11 protein-coding genes are annotated in these 14,544 nt (G+C 66.9%); 7 read left to right on the forward strand and 4 right to left on the reverse strand.

Annotated features, from left to right (window positions below):
* The first annotated feature begins 70 nt into the window (after positions 1-70).
* Together hrpA and ACFYOW_RS06205 are read left to right on the forward strand one after the other, a co-directional pair.
* Positions 71-4,234 (forward strand): ATP-dependent RNA helicase HrpA, encoded by a 4,164-nt coding sequence (hrpA, locus tag ACFYOW_RS06200; RefSeq protein ID WP_387284982.1) that lies wholly within the window; start codon positions 71-73, stop codon positions 4,232-4,234.
* Positions 4,235-4,421: 187 nt separating this feature from the next.
* On the forward strand, positions 4,422-4,646 hold the full coding sequence (locus ACFYOW_RS06205; RefSeq protein ID WP_387284984.1) for a hypothetical protein: 225 nt from the start codon (positions 4,422-4,424) through the stop codon (positions 4,644-4,646).
* Between the two features lie 9 nt (positions 4,647-4,655).
* Here the strand turns inward: ACFYOW_RS06205 and nrdR are convergent, their stop codons facing one another.
* The 3 genes from nrdR to ACFYOW_RS06220 form a co-directional block, all read right to left on the reverse strand.
* Positions 4,656-5,132 (reverse strand): transcriptional regulator NrdR, encoded by a 477-nt coding sequence (nrdR, locus tag ACFYOW_RS06210; RefSeq protein ID WP_063038396.1) that lies wholly within the window; start codon positions 5,130-5,132, stop codon positions 4,656-4,658.
* Positions 5,133-5,307: 175 nt separating this feature from the next.
* Positions 5,308-6,561: a hypothetical protein gene (locus ACFYOW_RS06215; protein WP_387284986.1), complete on the reverse strand. Its 1,254-nt coding sequence runs from the start codon at positions 6,559-6,561 to the stop codon at positions 5,308-5,310.
* Between the two features lie 152 nt (positions 6,562-6,713).
* Positions 6,714-7,154: a hypothetical protein gene (locus ACFYOW_RS06220; RefSeq protein ID WP_387284988.1), complete on the reverse strand. Its 441-nt coding sequence runs from the start codon at positions 7,152-7,154 to the stop codon at positions 6,714-6,716.
* A 291-nt stretch (positions 7,155-7,445) separates the two neighbouring features.
* On the opposite strand from ACFYOW_RS06220, the gene lexA reads away from it, so the two are divergent.
* Complete coding sequence (gene lexA, locus ACFYOW_RS06225) at positions 7,446-8,156, forward strand: transcriptional repressor LexA (protein ID WP_387284990.1); 711 nt, start codon at positions 7,446-7,448, stop codon at positions 8,154-8,156.
* Positions 8,157-8,163: 7 nt separating this feature from the next.
* Here lexA and ACFYOW_RS06230 read toward each other — a convergent pair whose 3' ends face one another.
* Positions 8,164-9,783, reverse strand: a complete 1,620-nt coding sequence (locus ACFYOW_RS06230) for a carboxylesterase/lipase family protein (RefSeq protein WP_387284992.1) — start codon at positions 9,781-9,783, stop codon at positions 8,164-8,166.
* Between the two features lie 125 nt (positions 9,784-9,908).
* Here ACFYOW_RS06230 and ACFYOW_RS06235 point away from each other — a divergent pair, with 125 nt between their 5' ends.
* Genes ACFYOW_RS06235 through ACFYOW_RS06250 form a run of 4 tightly spaced genes read left to right on the forward strand, consistent with a single transcriptional unit; the run spans position 9,909 to position 14,521 of the window.
* The gene (locus ACFYOW_RS06235) at positions 9,909-11,252 is read left to right on the forward strand and encodes a cytochrome P450 (RefSeq protein WP_387284994.1); all 1,344 of its coding nucleotides are present in this window, start codon (positions 9,909-9,911) and stop codon (positions 11,250-11,252) included.
* Positions 11,249-12,148 (forward strand): alpha/beta fold hydrolase, encoded by a 900-nt coding sequence (locus ACFYOW_RS06240; protein ID WP_387284996.1) that lies wholly within the window; start codon positions 11,249-11,251, stop codon positions 12,146-12,148. The genes ACFYOW_RS06235 and ACFYOW_RS06240 overlap by 4 nt, the downstream gene beginning before the upstream one ends.
* Positions 12,132-12,989: an SDR family NAD(P)-dependent oxidoreductase gene (locus ACFYOW_RS06245; RefSeq protein WP_387284998.1), complete on the forward strand. Its 858-nt coding sequence runs from the start codon at positions 12,132-12,134 to the stop codon at positions 12,987-12,989. Before ACFYOW_RS06240 ends, ACFYOW_RS06245 begins: the two co-directional genes overlap by 17 nt.
* The gene (locus tag ACFYOW_RS06250; RefSeq protein WP_387285000.1) at positions 12,986-14,521 is read left to right on the forward strand and encodes a flavin-containing monooxygenase; all 1,536 of its coding nucleotides are present in this window, start codon (positions 12,986-12,988) and stop codon (positions 14,519-14,521) included. Before ACFYOW_RS06245 ends, ACFYOW_RS06250 begins: the two co-directional genes overlap by 4 nt.
* Positions 14,522-14,544: the final 23 nt, after the last annotated feature.

The following is a 14,544-nucleotide window of genomic DNA, read 5'->3' on the forward strand; positions in this document are numbered from 1 at the left end:
CGGTGTGCTCACCGGATGCCCACGCCCGACTCGGATCAGACGCGCCGGTTTCGCTACCCTGGTGAACGCAATGACCAGGACAGCCGACGCGAATCTCCGCGAGCTTCGAACCCGCCTGGCCGCCGTAACCCTCCGCGATGAACACCGGTTGCGCCGCAACCTGGACCGGGCCCGCGGCGGCGATCTCACCGGCATCACGGCCGAGATCGCGGCAGCCGAGCAGCGCGTCGAGGCCCGCCGCGCCGCGGTACCCGAAATCCGCTATCCGGAGCAGCTACCGGTCTCGGCACGCCGCGACGATATCGCCAAGGCGATCCTGGACAACCAGGTCGTCATCGTCGCCGGTGAGACCGGATCGGGTAAGACCACCCAGATTCCGAAGATCTGCCTGGAACTCGGCCGTGGCATCCGCGGCACCGTCGGCCACACCCAGCCGCGCCGTCTGGCCGCGCGCACGGTCGCCGAGCGCATCGCCGAGGAGTTGGGCACCGAACTGGGCGATGTCGTCGGCTACACGGTGCGTTTCACCGACCAGGCCTCGGATCGCACTCTCGTCAAGCTGATGACCGACGGCATCCTGCTCGCCGAAATCCAGCGCGACCGGCTGCTGCGCCGCTACGACACGATCATCATCGACGAGGCGCACGAACGCAGCCTCAATATCGACTTCCTGCTCGGCTACCTGAAGCAATTGCTGCCGCGTCGACCGGATCTCAAGGTGATCATCACCTCGGCGACCATCGATCCAGAATTGTTCGCCAGGCACTTCGCGGACGAATCGGGTACTCCCGCACCGATTGTCGAAGTATCCGGCCGTTCCTACCCGGTCGAGATCCGGTACCGGCCGTTATCGCTGGAGTTACCCGTCGCCACCGATGACGACGACGAGGACACCCGGATCGTGGACCGCGACCCGGTCGACGCCATCGGGGACGCGGTGCGCGAACTCTTCGCCGACGGCGACGGTGACGTGCTGGTCTTCCTATCCGGCGAACGCGAGATTCGCGACGCCGCGGATGCCTTGCGCGACTTACAGATTCCGCGCACCGAGATTCTGCCGCTCTACGCGCGCCTGTCCACGGCCGAACAGCATCGCGTGTTCGCCCCGCATCCGGGGCGACGAGTTGTGCTGGCCACCAATGTCGCCGAGACCTCGCTCACCGTCCCCGGCATCCGCTACGTCGTCGATCCCGGCACCGCGCGCATCTCGCGCTATTCGATGCGCACCAAGGTGCAGCGCCTGCCCATCGAAGAGGTCTCGCAGGCCTCGGCACGCCAGCGCGCGGGACGCTGCGGCCGCGTAGCCGACGGCATCTGCATCCGCCTGTACTCCGAGGAAGATTTCGAATCCCGGCCCGCCTTCACCGAACCGGAGATCCTGCGGACCAATCTGGCCGCCGTAATCCTGCAGATGACCGCGCTCGGACTCGGCGATATCGAGAAGTTCCCGTTCGTGGAGGCGCCGGACCGCAGGGCTATTCGCGACGGTATCGCGCTCCTGGAGGAATTGGGCGCGCTTGCACCGCGCGTCACCGCGAAACCAACTCGGCAGCAGGCTGATTCGACGGCACAGGAAGTTACCGCCACCGAGGGGCGAGCGGACCAGGTGCCCGACACGACATTGACGCTTACGCCTACCGGCCGCGAAATGGCACAAATACCAGTCGATCCGCGAATGGCGCGGATGCTGGTCGAAGCCCACCGCAATGGCGTGCTCGCCGATGTGCTGGTCATCGTTGCCGCATTGTCCATTCAGGATGTGCGCGAACGTCCCGCGGACCATCAGCAGGCCGCCGACACCAAACATGCCCGCTTCGTGGTCGATGGCTCGGATTTCCTGGCTTACCTGCGGTTGTGGGAGTATCTGACCGAACAGCGGAAGTCGCTGTCGTCCAATCAGTTCCGGCGCATGTGCCGTGACGAGTTCTTACACTATCTGCGGATCCGGGAGTGGCAGGATCTGCACGGGCAGCTGCGGACGATCACTCGGGGGCTCGGGTGGTCGGCCAACGGCGACGTTTCGGACGGCCAAAGCGGTTCGCGCCGTGGGCGATCCGCTGCGGATGGTCGCGATTCGGAACGTGGACAGCGCAAGTCCGATTCATCTCGCGCGAAAGCGAACCGCGGCCGCGACAACGCCCCCGCTTCGAAACCACAGGCTGCCGAAGACGATGGCACACTATGGGATTCGACCGCCATCCACCAGGCCCTGCTGGCGGGTATGCTCTCCCACATCGGCGTCCGCGAGGCCGAGACCCGCGAATTCCTCGGTGCCCGCAATGGCAAATTCATGATCTTTCCCGGATCCTCGCTGGCGAAGAAGCCGCCCCGCTGGGTGATGGCGGCCGAACTCGTCGAGACCTCCCGGCTCTGGGGCCGGATGGCGGCCCGGGTGGAGCCGGAGTGGGCCGAGCGGCTGGCCGGGGATCTGGTGAAACGCACCTACTCCGAACCGCATTGGTCAGCCAAGCGCGGCGCGGCGCGCGCATACGAGCGGGTCACGCTGTACGGCGTACCGCTGGTGGTCAGCCGTGCCGTCGATTACGGCCGGATCGATCCGGAACTGTCGCGTGAGCTGTTCATCCGGCATGCCCTGGTACAGGGTGAGTGGCAGACCCGGCACGAATTCTTCCACCGCAACCGCGAACTCCTCGACGATGTCGCCGATTTGGAGCACCGTGCCCGCCGCCGCGACATACTCGTCGACGACGAGGTGCTGTTCGAGTTCTACGACAAACGCGTCCCGGCCGATATCGTTTCGGTGCGCCACTTCGACAGCTGGTGGCGCACCGCGAAGCGCAAAGAGCCTGCGCTGCTGGACTTCTCGACCGATACCGTGGTCAATGACGCCGCCGCGACGCTCGACCCGACCGACTTCCCGGACGCCTGGCGTCAGGGCGAGTTGAGCTTCCCGCTCACCTACCAATTCGAGCCCGGCAATGACGACGACGGTGTCACCGTGCGGATACCGGTCGAGCAGCTGGCGCATGTGCGTGCCGTCGGCTTCGACTGGCTGGTGCCCGGTATGCGCGACGAGTTGGCCACCGCGCTGATCAAGACGCTGCCGAAGGCTCTGCGCCGCACCGTCGTTCCCGCACCGGACTTCGCCGCGGCGGCGCTGGCCGCGCTCACCCCGCGCGCCGAACCCCTGCGCATCGGCCTGGCCAGGGAGCTGTCGCGGCTCGGTTCGGTCACCATCGCACCAGGGGATCTCGACCCTGCCGCACTTCCGGACCATCTGCGCATGACCTTCGCCGCGATCGCTGCCGGCGGTCAGGTGCTGGCGCGCGGGAAAAATCTCGCTCAGTTGAAAACCCGACTGTCCGAGCAGGTTTCGGCCTCGGTCGCCCGTGCGACTGCCGGCGCGGAACGAGCCCCCGCGACCGTGTGGACGTCGGAATCGCTCGGAACGGTCGAGCCGACGGTGCGCAGCGAAGTGGCCGGACAGACGGTCACCGGTTACCCGGCGCTGGTCCCCGAGGGCGAGGGCGTCGCGGTGCGCGTCCTGAGCTCCCCCGCCGAGCAGGCCGCCGCCATGCGGGCGGGCACGCGCGCGCTGGTATTGAGCGCCATTCCCACCTCGGTTCGCACCGTCACGGCCAGTCTGCCGCCGCGGGATCGGCTTGCGCTGAGCCAGAATCCGTACGGCTCGCTCGACGCGCTCATCGAAGACTGCCGGGCCGCCGCCGCGGACGAACTGATCGCCGCCGCCGGTGGGCCGGTGCGCAGTCCGAAGCAGTTCGACGCGTTGGTTGCGAAGATCCGCCCCGACTTCGTCTCCGCCGTGGCCCGCATCGTGCGCCTGGTGGTGCCGGTGCTGGCTGGGGCGCACCAGGTTTCGTCCGCCCTCGCCGATACCATCGAACGCGATATCGCCGACGATGTCCGCCACCAACTCGACGACCTGATCTTCCCCGGTTTCATCTCGGAGTGGGGCGGGGCCCGGCTGCGCGAGCTCCCGCGCTACCTGGCGGCCGCCCGGACCCGCCTGGAGGCACTACCCGGCTCCGCGGTCCGCGACCGACAGGGCATGGTCGAAATCGACCGCGCACTCGCCGCCTACGCCCGCCTCGTCGATGCCCTTCCCGAAACCCGCAAGCACGCCCCGGACGTCACCGAAATCTGGTGGATGATCGAGGAATTCCGCGTCAGCCTTTTCGCCCAGAAACTCGGCACACCGTACCCGGTGTCCACCAAACGCATCGAGAAGGCTATCGCCGCCATCCGCCGCTGATGGCAACCGTGCGCCGGGCCGATCGGGTACCGGTAGTTCCGGGGGCGCGACGACACACGGATAACGCGGCTAGTGTCGCAGGACATGGTGGCGCGCAGGAGGATTGCGGCCGCCGATAACACCCCGTCCCGCGCCGGTAGGTGCCTCGGCTGCCCGGCGCGAATTCTCGAAGGATGCAGTAGTCGCTATGCGGAAATCCCTCGCACCGATAATCGCCGCATGTGCCGTCGTGCTCGCACCGACGGCTGCCGCCGCGGCGCAGCCACAGACACCGCAGCCACCACCGGTCCACGCCGACAGCGACCTGCTCCGGCAGCTGGTTCGGCTGCTCGACACCGGATCGGTCACCATTTGCCCCGGGCAGGCGATGGGCAGCTTCGGCTGCTCGTGCCCGCCGGGGATCTGTCTCTGACCGCCGGGATCAGTCGGCGGAGGCGGCGACCGTCGCTTCCTCGCGATGCTTGCGCAGGTCGGCGATTTCGCGTTCGAAATCGTCGGCGGAGGTGAAGGAGCGGTAGACCGAGGCGAACCGCAGGTAGGCCACCTCGTCCAGATCGCGCAGCGGGCCGAGGATGGCCAGGCCGACTTCGTGGCTTGGCACCTCGGGCGAACCCTTGGCGCGCACCGCGTCCTCCACCTGCTGAGCCAGCAGGTTCAGGGCGTCTTCGGCGACCTCGCGGCCCTGGCAGGCGCGACGAACACCGCGGATCACCTTCTCCCGGGAGAACGGTTCGGTGACGCCGCTGCGCTTGACCACGGATAGGATCGCGGTCTCGACGGTGGTGAATCGTCTCCCACACTGCGGGCAGGAACGCCGACGGCGGATGGCCGCGCCTTCCTCGGCCTCACGCGAGTCGACGACCCGCGAGTCGGGGTGTCGGCAGTAGGGACAATGCATCCGAGAGATCCTTCGTCGATGCGCGCGCCCGCGTCCGAATCGGCTCCGGTTCGCCAGTCCCGATCCGGCGAGCACGTGTACAGGGGTCTAGACCGATACGTCCATATCGGGTCCAGGATACCCGGGAGGGGTCACCAACCGTCTCACACGTCCCAACTACCCCGTCGACCGACGCTCAGCCGAGTTGCCACTGCGTGGTCAGATCGGCGATCAGATCCGGAATGCGGGCGATCATCCGGCCGTGCGCGAGCTTGCTCCAGAACGATTCACCGAGCACCACCTCGGCGAATGGCCGGTTGCTCTCCATATCGATATGGCGCAGCACCAGATCGCCGGTGATGTAGGCCCAGCGGGTATCGCGGTCGGCCCAGTTGAAGTCCGGTAGCGGGGTGCGCAGCGAGACGGTGCGTCCCGCGATATCCGCGCTGACGGTGGCGGGCGCGAAAACACCGGGTGCACGCACGCCGGGCACGGCGGGCTTGCCGGCCACCGTGCTCACATAGGTCATGACCCGGCCCATCGCGCCCCGGCCCGCCGAGGTGGCATCCCACTGGTCGGCGATGACACGGTTCTGCTCACGATCGGTCATCCGGATGAGCGCGTCCACATATCCGTCGCGGGTATGCGAATCGATCGACTGCCAGGCGGTGCGGATATCGGCATCGATCACCCCGGCCGCATACATTTCGTCGATTCCGGCCATCCCCAGTGCGGCATACGCCTCGTGCATCGGGACCAGATCGGTGAAGATGTGCTTCTGCATGATCATCAGCCGGGTCTGGTACCAGGCGACATCCTCGGCGCTCAACCGCGACCCCTCGGTGGCGAGCAGCCGGATATCGGCGGGCAACCCGGCCACCAATTCCGGTGGGGTGCCGCGCAACAGGTCAGCGACCGCGTCGCCGAGTTGATGGATGCCCGGTACGTCGAGCACCAGGCCGACATCGCCGAGGTCGAAGAACCCCGAGGCGAATGAGCCGCCCGCGATTCCGGCAAGGCCCGCCCACCAGTACTCCTGGTGCTGATTCGCGAGCCGGAAGTAGTTGACGTACACCTGGCTGAAGGTGCGCTGGTTGGCACGCACGCCGAGCGCCGGATCCCAGGCCGCGAGGTCGATATCGGCATTGCGGGTCGAGACCACCAGCCAATACTGGTGCAGCAGTGTGGCATAGCGGCTCGGTGCCACCCCGTCGGACCTGGCCTGGTCGAGCGCCGCACGCAACGTCGACTCGTCCAGTGGCAGTGCGGGATTCAGACCACCGCCGCCTGCCCCGTCTCCGTTGAGCACGGGTAGATCCAGATACGCCTCGTATGCGGGTGCCGCCTGTGCGGCCGGAATCATGGTGAGCCCGAAGATAAGACAGGCCAGCAGCCCGGTGATCCGGGCGAGCAGACGGACGGCGTGTGCAGCGGTGGAGCGATGCGTCATTGCGTGGTGTCCCGAAATCGTTCGTCGGCAAGAGTTGCCTAGGTCACGTTTTCAGGCACAGTAGCAACATGTTCTAGTTTGCAATCGACAATTTCGGCCACGCTTCGTGGCGGATCGACCGGTCGCCATCCGCCACACCGGGTCTCGACGAGCTACCGCGGCACACCGGCTCCCACACCGTCCGGAACCGACTGCTGCTCGACCACGGCGGGCACCGTCGTCGGGGTCTCGCCGCCGAAAGTTCCTGCGCGCCAATGCGCCAACCCGACCAAAGCCGTCACCGCCAGCGCGCTCAGCAGCGCGGACACCGCGAGCACCGCGAAACCGACCTGCGCCTGTTCGACCCGCTCCATCGGATGCCGCCCCCGCGCCTGACGCAGTGCGGCCGTTCGAACGGGACCGCGGTCGTACAGCACCACCGCAGCGCCGGGCCGACTGTCGCGCGGACGCCGATCCGTCACGACGCGCGCGGACTCCAGGGCGCGCACGCCACCGCGATGCGGGCGCCGCACGCGCGGAACGGATTCGAAGCCGAGATCGACGTCGGCCTCGTCCTCGAGGTCGGTACTCAGGGCGCTGATCGCTGTGCTCATCGGACAAACCTCCGTGAAGGGGTGTTGGTGGGTGCTCAGGTATGTCGCGAGACGATGGGAATAGCTATTCGATCAAGTGTTCGAAAGATTTCTACCACGCTCCACCGACAAAGTCAGCAGAAAACGCCGACATGCCTCGAACAGATGTTTGATACATCGGCGTTACCGGACTAGATTCGTTAAACGGAATCAATGGACAGGCGACGAGAGCGACGGGCACGGAGGCGGCAGCTTGCGTAACCACGGAGGGCCCCGCGAACGGCGCAAGTTGAACAGAGAAGGGCGGTTGCGGTGAGCCACACAGACGACACGGGCGACGAGAGCGGAGTTGGCGCCGACCCGTCCGGGACCGGGGCGGATCTCACCGTGCGTCAGCGCAACGTCCTGGAGGTCATCCGCACCTCGGTGAGCGAGCGCGGCTACCCGCCGAGCATCCGCGAGATCGGCGATGCGGTCGGACTGACCTCCACCTCGTCGGTCGCCCATCAGCTGCGCACCCTCGAGCGCAAGGGCTATCTGCGCCGCGACCCGAATCGCCCACGCGCTGTTGACGTTCGGGGCCTCGACGAGGCCGTGCGCGCGGTGACCAGCCTGCCCACCACCGAGGATGTCGAGGCTGGCAGGCCGGTCCCGACTTTCGTGCCCGTCCTGGGCCGGATCGCCGCCGGTGGCCCGATCCTGGCCGAGCAAGCGGTGGAGGATGTCTTTCCGCTGCCGCGCGAGCTCGTCGGCGACGGCTCGCTGTTCCTGCTCAGGGTCGTCGGTGAATCGATGGTCGACGCCGCCATCTGCGATGGCGACTGGGTGGTCGTGCGCCAACAGAATGTCGCCGATAACGGCGATATCGTGGCCGCGATGATCGAGGGCGAGGCGACGGTGAAGACGTTCAAGCGCACCGGTAAGGATGTCTGGCTCATGCCGCACAATCCGCTGTTCGAACCGATTCCGGGTAATGACGCGCAGATCCTCGGCAAGGTCGTCACGGTCATCCGCAAGATCTGACCCGAGGTCAGCGCGGAAGCATAGGTTTCCAGAAGTCGGCTCGGTGGTCGGCGGCATAGGAGTCGATGAGCCGGCTTCCGCTGGGCCGGAAGGACATGACCAGCGGTGCTGCCGGGTCGTAGGCCGGGATCGATTCGAGACCGGCCGGATCCGGGCGGGCTTCGATGATGAATCGGGTCCAGTACCTTCGCATTTCGGCGGCGAGGCGCTGCTGGTCCGGTGTCTGGACGGCGCCGTATAGCCAGCCGAGGTCGCGCAGGCTCCACAGCGACGCCAATTCGCTGGCGTGGTAGGCGCCCAGAGGGAAGGTATTCGGTGGGGCGAGCGGCGCCGGGTCGTCGAAGGAGTAGGTGTAGGTGGGCGTGCGCGGGCCGAGCCCGTCGTATTCGACAACCAGCATGGCCAGGATGCGATCGGTCCAGGCGCGCGACAGTGCGAGTGCGGGCTGCGGGTAGGCGGCGACCGGATAAGTCTGTTCGACGCGGTCGAGTTGCTCCGGCGTCAGGTCGGGCATGGCGGCGGCCAGTGCGTCGCGGTATCCGGCCGCGGACAGCGGCCTGCCAAGGGGCACACCGTATTTCATGTACACCCACAGCGACATCTCGTCGTTGTTCGCACCGACGAGCGTGGGCACATCGGCGAAGGCGCCGTTGCGCACGGCCGCCTGTGGCCCGGACGGCAGGAACCGGCCCCCGAATACCGTTGGGGTGATGGGATCGTTCACCAGCGTATCGACCGGCAGCGCGCGCAGGCACGCCGCGGTATCGGGTCCGGTGCACCCGAGACGGGTGGCGTACGCGTCACTATCGGCCATCGCCGTCGCGGCGGGCACACCCGGACTGCACGGTCCGCTCTGCATGATCGCGGTCCGGAAAAGCCCACGCGAGCTCGGCGCGACCATCTGAGTGCATACCGACGTCGCACCGGCCGACTCGCCCGCCAGCGTCACGCGCTCCGGATCACCACCGAATGCCGCGATATTGCGCTGCACCCAGCGCAATGCTGCCTGCTGATCCAGGTAGCCGTAATTACCGGGACCGGATCCGTCGTCGAGCGCCGAGGCGGCGAGGTAGCCGAGCGTGCCGAGCCGGTAATTGATGGTGACCACGATCAGGTCGCCGTCACCGTGCGCGATCAGCGGCTCGGCGCCGTAGATATCGCCGGAGCCGGTGACGAAACTGCCGCCGTGGATCCAGACCAGCACGGGTAGACCACCGCCGTCGGCGGGCAGGTTGCGCGGCGTCGAAACATTCAGATATAGACAGTCTTCCGACTTCGTCGGGTTCGCAGCGAATACCCCGTAGAAGTCGTTTTCCTGCGGGCAGCTCGGCCCGGCCATCGTGGCATCCCGAATATCGGGCCAAGGCGCGGCCGGAGCAGGTGGCCGCCACCGCAATTCGCCGACCGGCGGGGCCGCGTAGGGAATGCCCGCGAACAGTCGATGCTCCGCAGCCACGATGCCGCGCAATTGGCCGGTCTCGACGCTGACGAGATCGGCGGCGACCGGCTCGGCGGGCGCCGGTCCGGCCACACCGATCAGCACGATGACGGCCGCGAGGATGGCCGACCAACCCCGAGCCGTGCCGCGAAACCAGCCTCCCGTTGTCACCCAACGATGCTTGCGCACGGGCCCACGCTAACTACCTGCACCGCCGCAGCGGGTGGCTATTCCGAAAGTGACCCTTGCCACACCCTGGTACGTGAGCGTACCGTGCTGGTGGTACACAGATGTACCGCGCTGGGAGGTGCCGCATGACCACGGTGAAATTGCCCGACGGGCCGACGAGTCCGGCCTTCTTACAGGCCATCGAGGTGATGGCGAGCCGCACCCGCGCATGGCGCAGATTGCACCAGCGATACGGCTCGGCATTCACGGTCTATCTACCGCGCTTCGGGCGGATCGTGGTGCTGTCCGAGCCGGCCGAGGTGAAGGCGCTGTTCACGGCGAGCTCGGATGTGGCCGATAACGTCGATGTCAATCTCGGGCAGTTCCTCGGTCCCGGTTCGCTGTTCTCGCTGCGCGGCGCCGAACATCGTAAGCAGCGAAAATTGCTCACTCCGCCGTTCCACGGTCGCCGTCTCGCGGTGTACGAGACGCTGATCGAGGAGGAGACGGTGCGCGAGTTGGCCACCTGGCCGCAAGGCCGGGAGTTCGCGACCATGGACTCGATGATGCGGATCACCCTGAATGTGATCCTGCGCGCCGTATTCGGCGCCGAGGGCAAGGAATTCGACGAACTACGCGAACTGCTGCCCAAACTGGTGCTGGTCGGATCCGCGCTCGCGGCACTGCCGGTGCCGCAAAAGTTCTTGGGACGATACGGTCCATGGGCCCGCTTCGCCGCACACCGCCGCAACTACGACGAAATCGTCGGCAGGCTCATCGACCGCGCCGCCGCCGATGAGCACCTCGCCGACCGCGACGATGTACTGGCGATGATGCTGCAGGCCCGCTACGACGACGGCACCGCGATGACCCGCAGCGAGATCGCCGACGAACTGCTCACCCTGCTCACTGCCGGCCACGAGACCACGGCGACCACCCTGTCGTGGACCATCGAGCGGCTGCGCAGGCATCCGGAAGTGTTGCGACGCTTGGTCGCCGAGGTCGACGACGGCGGTTCGGCACTGCGCGAGGCCACCCTGCTGGAGGTACAGCGGGTGCGTCCGGTCATCGACTCGACGGTCCGCAATATCCGCGCGGAGTCGATGCAACTGGGCCGGTGGACGCTGCCCAAGGGGCAGAATGTGCTGGTCAGCATTCGGCTCATGCACGACAACGAGGACCTGTTCCCGAGGGCCCGCGCCTTCGATCCGGATCGTTTCGTCGGTGTCCGGCCGGGCACCTTCAGCTGGATTCCGTTCGGCGGCGGCGCCAGGCGCTGCATCGGTGCGGCCTTCGCCACCATGGAAATGAATGTCGTATTGCGCACGCTGCTGCGGGATTTCACGCTCGAGCCGACCGACGCACCGGATGAGCGCACGCACTTCCGTGGTGTCGCGCTGGTACCCGCCAAGAAGGGTCGTGCCGTGGTGTACCGCCGCGCGCCCCGGCCCCGCACGGCCGAAGCCAGGGCCGACCAGGTGACGGCATGAGCGAGCAATTCGCCGATGTGGGCCGCGGCGTCACCCTCGCCTACGAGCGCCTCGGTGACGGCGGCACTCCGCTGCTGCTCGTCGCGGGACTCGGTCAGCAACTGCACGACTGGCCCGACGGTCTCTGTGAACTACTCATCGCGCGCGGCTACGACGTCATCCGCTTCGACAATCGCGATGTCGGCAAGTCGACGCACTTCGGCTTTCCGCCGCCCGGCCCGCTCGATTTTCTGCGAAAGCGTTGGCACACAGCGCAATACGATCTCTCGGATATGGCCGCCGACACTGTTGGTCTGCTCGACGCGCTGGAGCTGAGCTCCGCGCATGTGGTCGGTATGTCGCTCGGCGGGATGATCGCGCAGACAATCGCCGCCCGCTATCCGGCCCGGGTCGCCTCGCTGACCTCGATCATGTCGACCACGGGCGCGGCGCGGGTCGGGCGTCCGGCCCTGTCGACCTGGCGGCTGATGTTCGGCCGACCGGCCCGCACCCGGACCGAACACATCGACCGCTCGGTGCGCATGTACCGCCACATCTGCTCGCACGGCTATCCGTTCGACGAGCAGGCGGTGCGCGCCGCCGCGGCGACGACCTGGGACCGCGATCCTCATCCGGCACCGGGCGTCGGCCGTCAACTCGCCGGCATCCTCAAATCCGGTGACCGCACCGCGGAACTCGCCGCCGTCGTCGCCCCGACGCTGATCCTGCACGGTGACCGCGACCTGATGGTGAATCCGACCGGCGGCACCGTCACGGCCAGCGCCATCAAGGATGCGCACCTGCACACCCTGTCCGGCATGGGCCACGACCTGCCCGTCGGCGTCCGGCCGACGCTCACCGACCTCATCGACACCCATATCCGCACCGCCAGGAGCACCGATGCCCCGCACCGCTAGGCCGCTGTCCGGCCGTTCCGCCATGATCACCGGCGCCGCCTCCGGCATCGGTCGCAGTCTCGCCCAATTGCTTTCGCGCCGTGGGTCGCCCGTGGCGATCGCCGATATCGACGAAGTAGGTTTGAAGCAGACGGCCGCCACCCTGGCCGGTCCGGTGCTCATGCGTGTACTCGACGTCCGCGATGCCGCCGACCAACTCGCCTTCGCCGCCGAGGTCGAAGACTGGCTGACCGAACCGTTGGCGGCGGTATTCAACAATGCCGGGGTGGCGGTGAGCTCGTCGGTGCTCGACGCGGTTCCGGAAGACGATGAATGGCTGCGGCAGATCAACTTCGACGGCGTGGTCAATGGCACCCGCGCGTTTCTGCCCATCCTGGTCGAACAGGGCCAAGGCGTCATCGTGAATACCTCCAGCGTATTCGGACTGCTCGGCATGCCGAATCAAAGTGCCTACTGCGCGGCCAAATTCGCGGTGCGCGGCTTCACCGACTCACTGCGCCAGGAACTTCGGGGCACCGGAGTATCCGCGGTGAATGTGCACCCGGGTGGTATCACCACCAACATCGCGCGCAATGCCCGGGTACGCAAGGATCCCGAGGGGCGCGGCCGTTCGCATGAGCAGATGGCGGCGGAGTTCGAGGCGATCACATTGACCTCGCCGGACAAGGCGGCCGAAATCATCTGTCGCGGAGTCGAACGCGGGAAGTCGCGCATTCTGGTCGGGCCGGATGCCTACGTGTTCGACGCACTCGCACGCATAGCGCCGACTCACTACTACGACATATTCGCGGTGCTGGAGCGGCAGCTGCGGGCTCGCGCCAAGGCAGGAGTGACGGTATGAGAGCATCGCGCAGCGATTCGGCGAGGGGTGGCGGCCGGGAGTCGGGTGGGCCGGAGCACTTCGATGTGTTGATCGTCGGTGCGGGTCTGTCCGGCATCGGCGCGGCACACCACCTGCAGACGGCCTTCCCGAAGCGCAGCTACGCAATTCTGGAGGCGCGCACGGCAATCGGTGGCACCTGGGATCTGTTCCGCTATCCGGGGGTGCGTTCGGATTCCGATATGCACACCCTCGGTTACCGTTTCCGGCCGTGGACAAAGGCCGCGGCCATTGCCGACGGGCCATCGATCCTCGACTACATCCGTGACACCGCGTCCGAAGCCGGAATCGATCGCCGAATCCGGTTCGGGCACAAGGTCGTCAGCGCATCCTGGTCGACCGGAGCGGCACAGTGGACGGTCACGGCCGAACACGACGGCACCACCTCGACATACACCTGCGGCTTCCTGTACGTGTGCAGCGGCTACTACCGCTACGACCACGGCTACACCCCCGAGTTCGCCGGAATCGAGGATTTCCGTGGGCAGCTCGTACATCCGCAGCAGTGGCCGGCCGACCTGGACTATGCGGGTAAGCGAGTCGTCGTGATCGGCAGCGGGGCCACCGCGGTGACCCTGGTTCCGGCCATGGCCGAGGCGGCGGCGCAGGTGACCATGCTGCAGCGCTCCCCCACCTACATCATGTCCGTGCCCACCGAGGACGCGGTGGCGATCCGCCTGCGCGAACGGCTCGGACCCCGCCGGGCCTACACGATCACCCGCTGGAAGAACGTGCTGATCGGCACGCTCATCTACCAACTCAGCCAGCGTCGTCCCCGCATGATGCGCAACTTCATCCGCAAGCAGACGGCCGCGCTGCTGCCGACCGGATACGAGGTGGACGTCCACTTCAAACCCACCTACAACCCGTGGGATCAACGGCTCTGCCTGGTGCCGGACGGGGATCTGTTCCAAGCGATCCGGGCCGGGCGCGCCGCCGTGGTCACCGACCGCATCGAGAAGTTCACCGCCGAGGGCCTGCGCCTGGCCTCGGGCGCCGACCTTCCCGCCGATATCGTGGTGACGGCCACCGGTCTGCAATTGCTCGCCTTCGGCGGGATCGAATTCAGCGTCGACGGCCGGGCCATCCCACTGTCCGACACCATGGCCTACAAGGGGATGATGCTGAGCGGCGTCCCGAACTTCGCCTTCACCATCGGCTACACCAATGCGTCCTGGACGTTGAAGGCGGATCTGGTTGGCGAATTCGTGTGCCGGCTACTGCGGCATATGGACGACAACGGCTATGACCAGTGCATGCCGTGGCCGGATCCGAGTATCGCCCCGGAACCCCTGCTGAACTTCCAGTCCGGCTATGTCCAGCGTTCCATCGACCACTTTCCCAGGGCAGGATCGCGACGGCCGTGGCGATTGGGTATGAACTACGCCCACGATGTGCTCGCACTGCGCCACGGGAGGATCGAGGACGGCACCATCCGGTTCGCGAGCCGGGCCGCCGCACCCGACCATGTTCCGGTGCGTGTGAGGTCATGATCGCCGTCGCGGCGCGGCGAACT

The sequence above is a fragment of the Nocardia sp. NPDC006982 genome (assembly GCF_042869435.1).
Taxonomy (GTDB): Bacteria; Actinomycetota; Actinomycetes; order Mycobacteriales; family Mycobacteriaceae; genus Nocardia.

Bases quoted from the DNA above. Each gene is read 5' to 3' on its own strand.
- hrpA (WP_387284982.1), top strand. From the start codon at position 71: ATGACCAGGACAGCCGACGCGAATCTCCGCGAGCTTCGAACCCGCCTG.
- ACFYOW_RS06205 (WP_387284984.1), top strand. From the start codon at position 4,422: ATGCGGAAATCCCTCGCACCGATAATCGCCGCATGTGCCGTCGTGCTC.
- nrdR (WP_063038396.1), bottom strand. From the start codon at position 5,132: ATGCATTGTCCCTACTGCCGACACCCCGACTCGCGGGTCGTCGACTCG.
- ACFYOW_RS06215 (WP_387284986.1), bottom strand. From the start codon at position 6,561: ATGACGCATCGCTCCACCGCTGCACACGCCGTCCGTCTGCTCGCCCGG.
- ACFYOW_RS06220 (WP_387284988.1), bottom strand. From the start codon at position 7,154: ATGAGCACAGCGATCAGCGCCCTGAGTACCGACCTCGAGGACGAGGCC.
- ACFYOW_RS06235 (WP_387284994.1), top strand. From the start codon at position 9,909: ATGACCACGGTGAAATTGCCCGACGGGCCGACGAGTCCGGCCTTCTTA.
- ACFYOW_RS06240 (WP_387284996.1), top strand. From the start codon at position 11,249: ATGAGCGAGCAATTCGCCGATGTGGGCCGCGGCGTCACCCTCGCCTAC.
- ACFYOW_RS06245 (WP_387284998.1), top strand. From the start codon at position 12,132: ATGCCCCGCACCGCTAGGCCGCTGTCCGGCCGTTCCGCCATGATCACC.
- ACFYOW_RS06250 (WP_387285000.1), top strand. From the start codon at position 12,986: ATGAGAGCATCGCGCAGCGATTCGGCGAGGGGTGGCGGCCGGGAGTCG.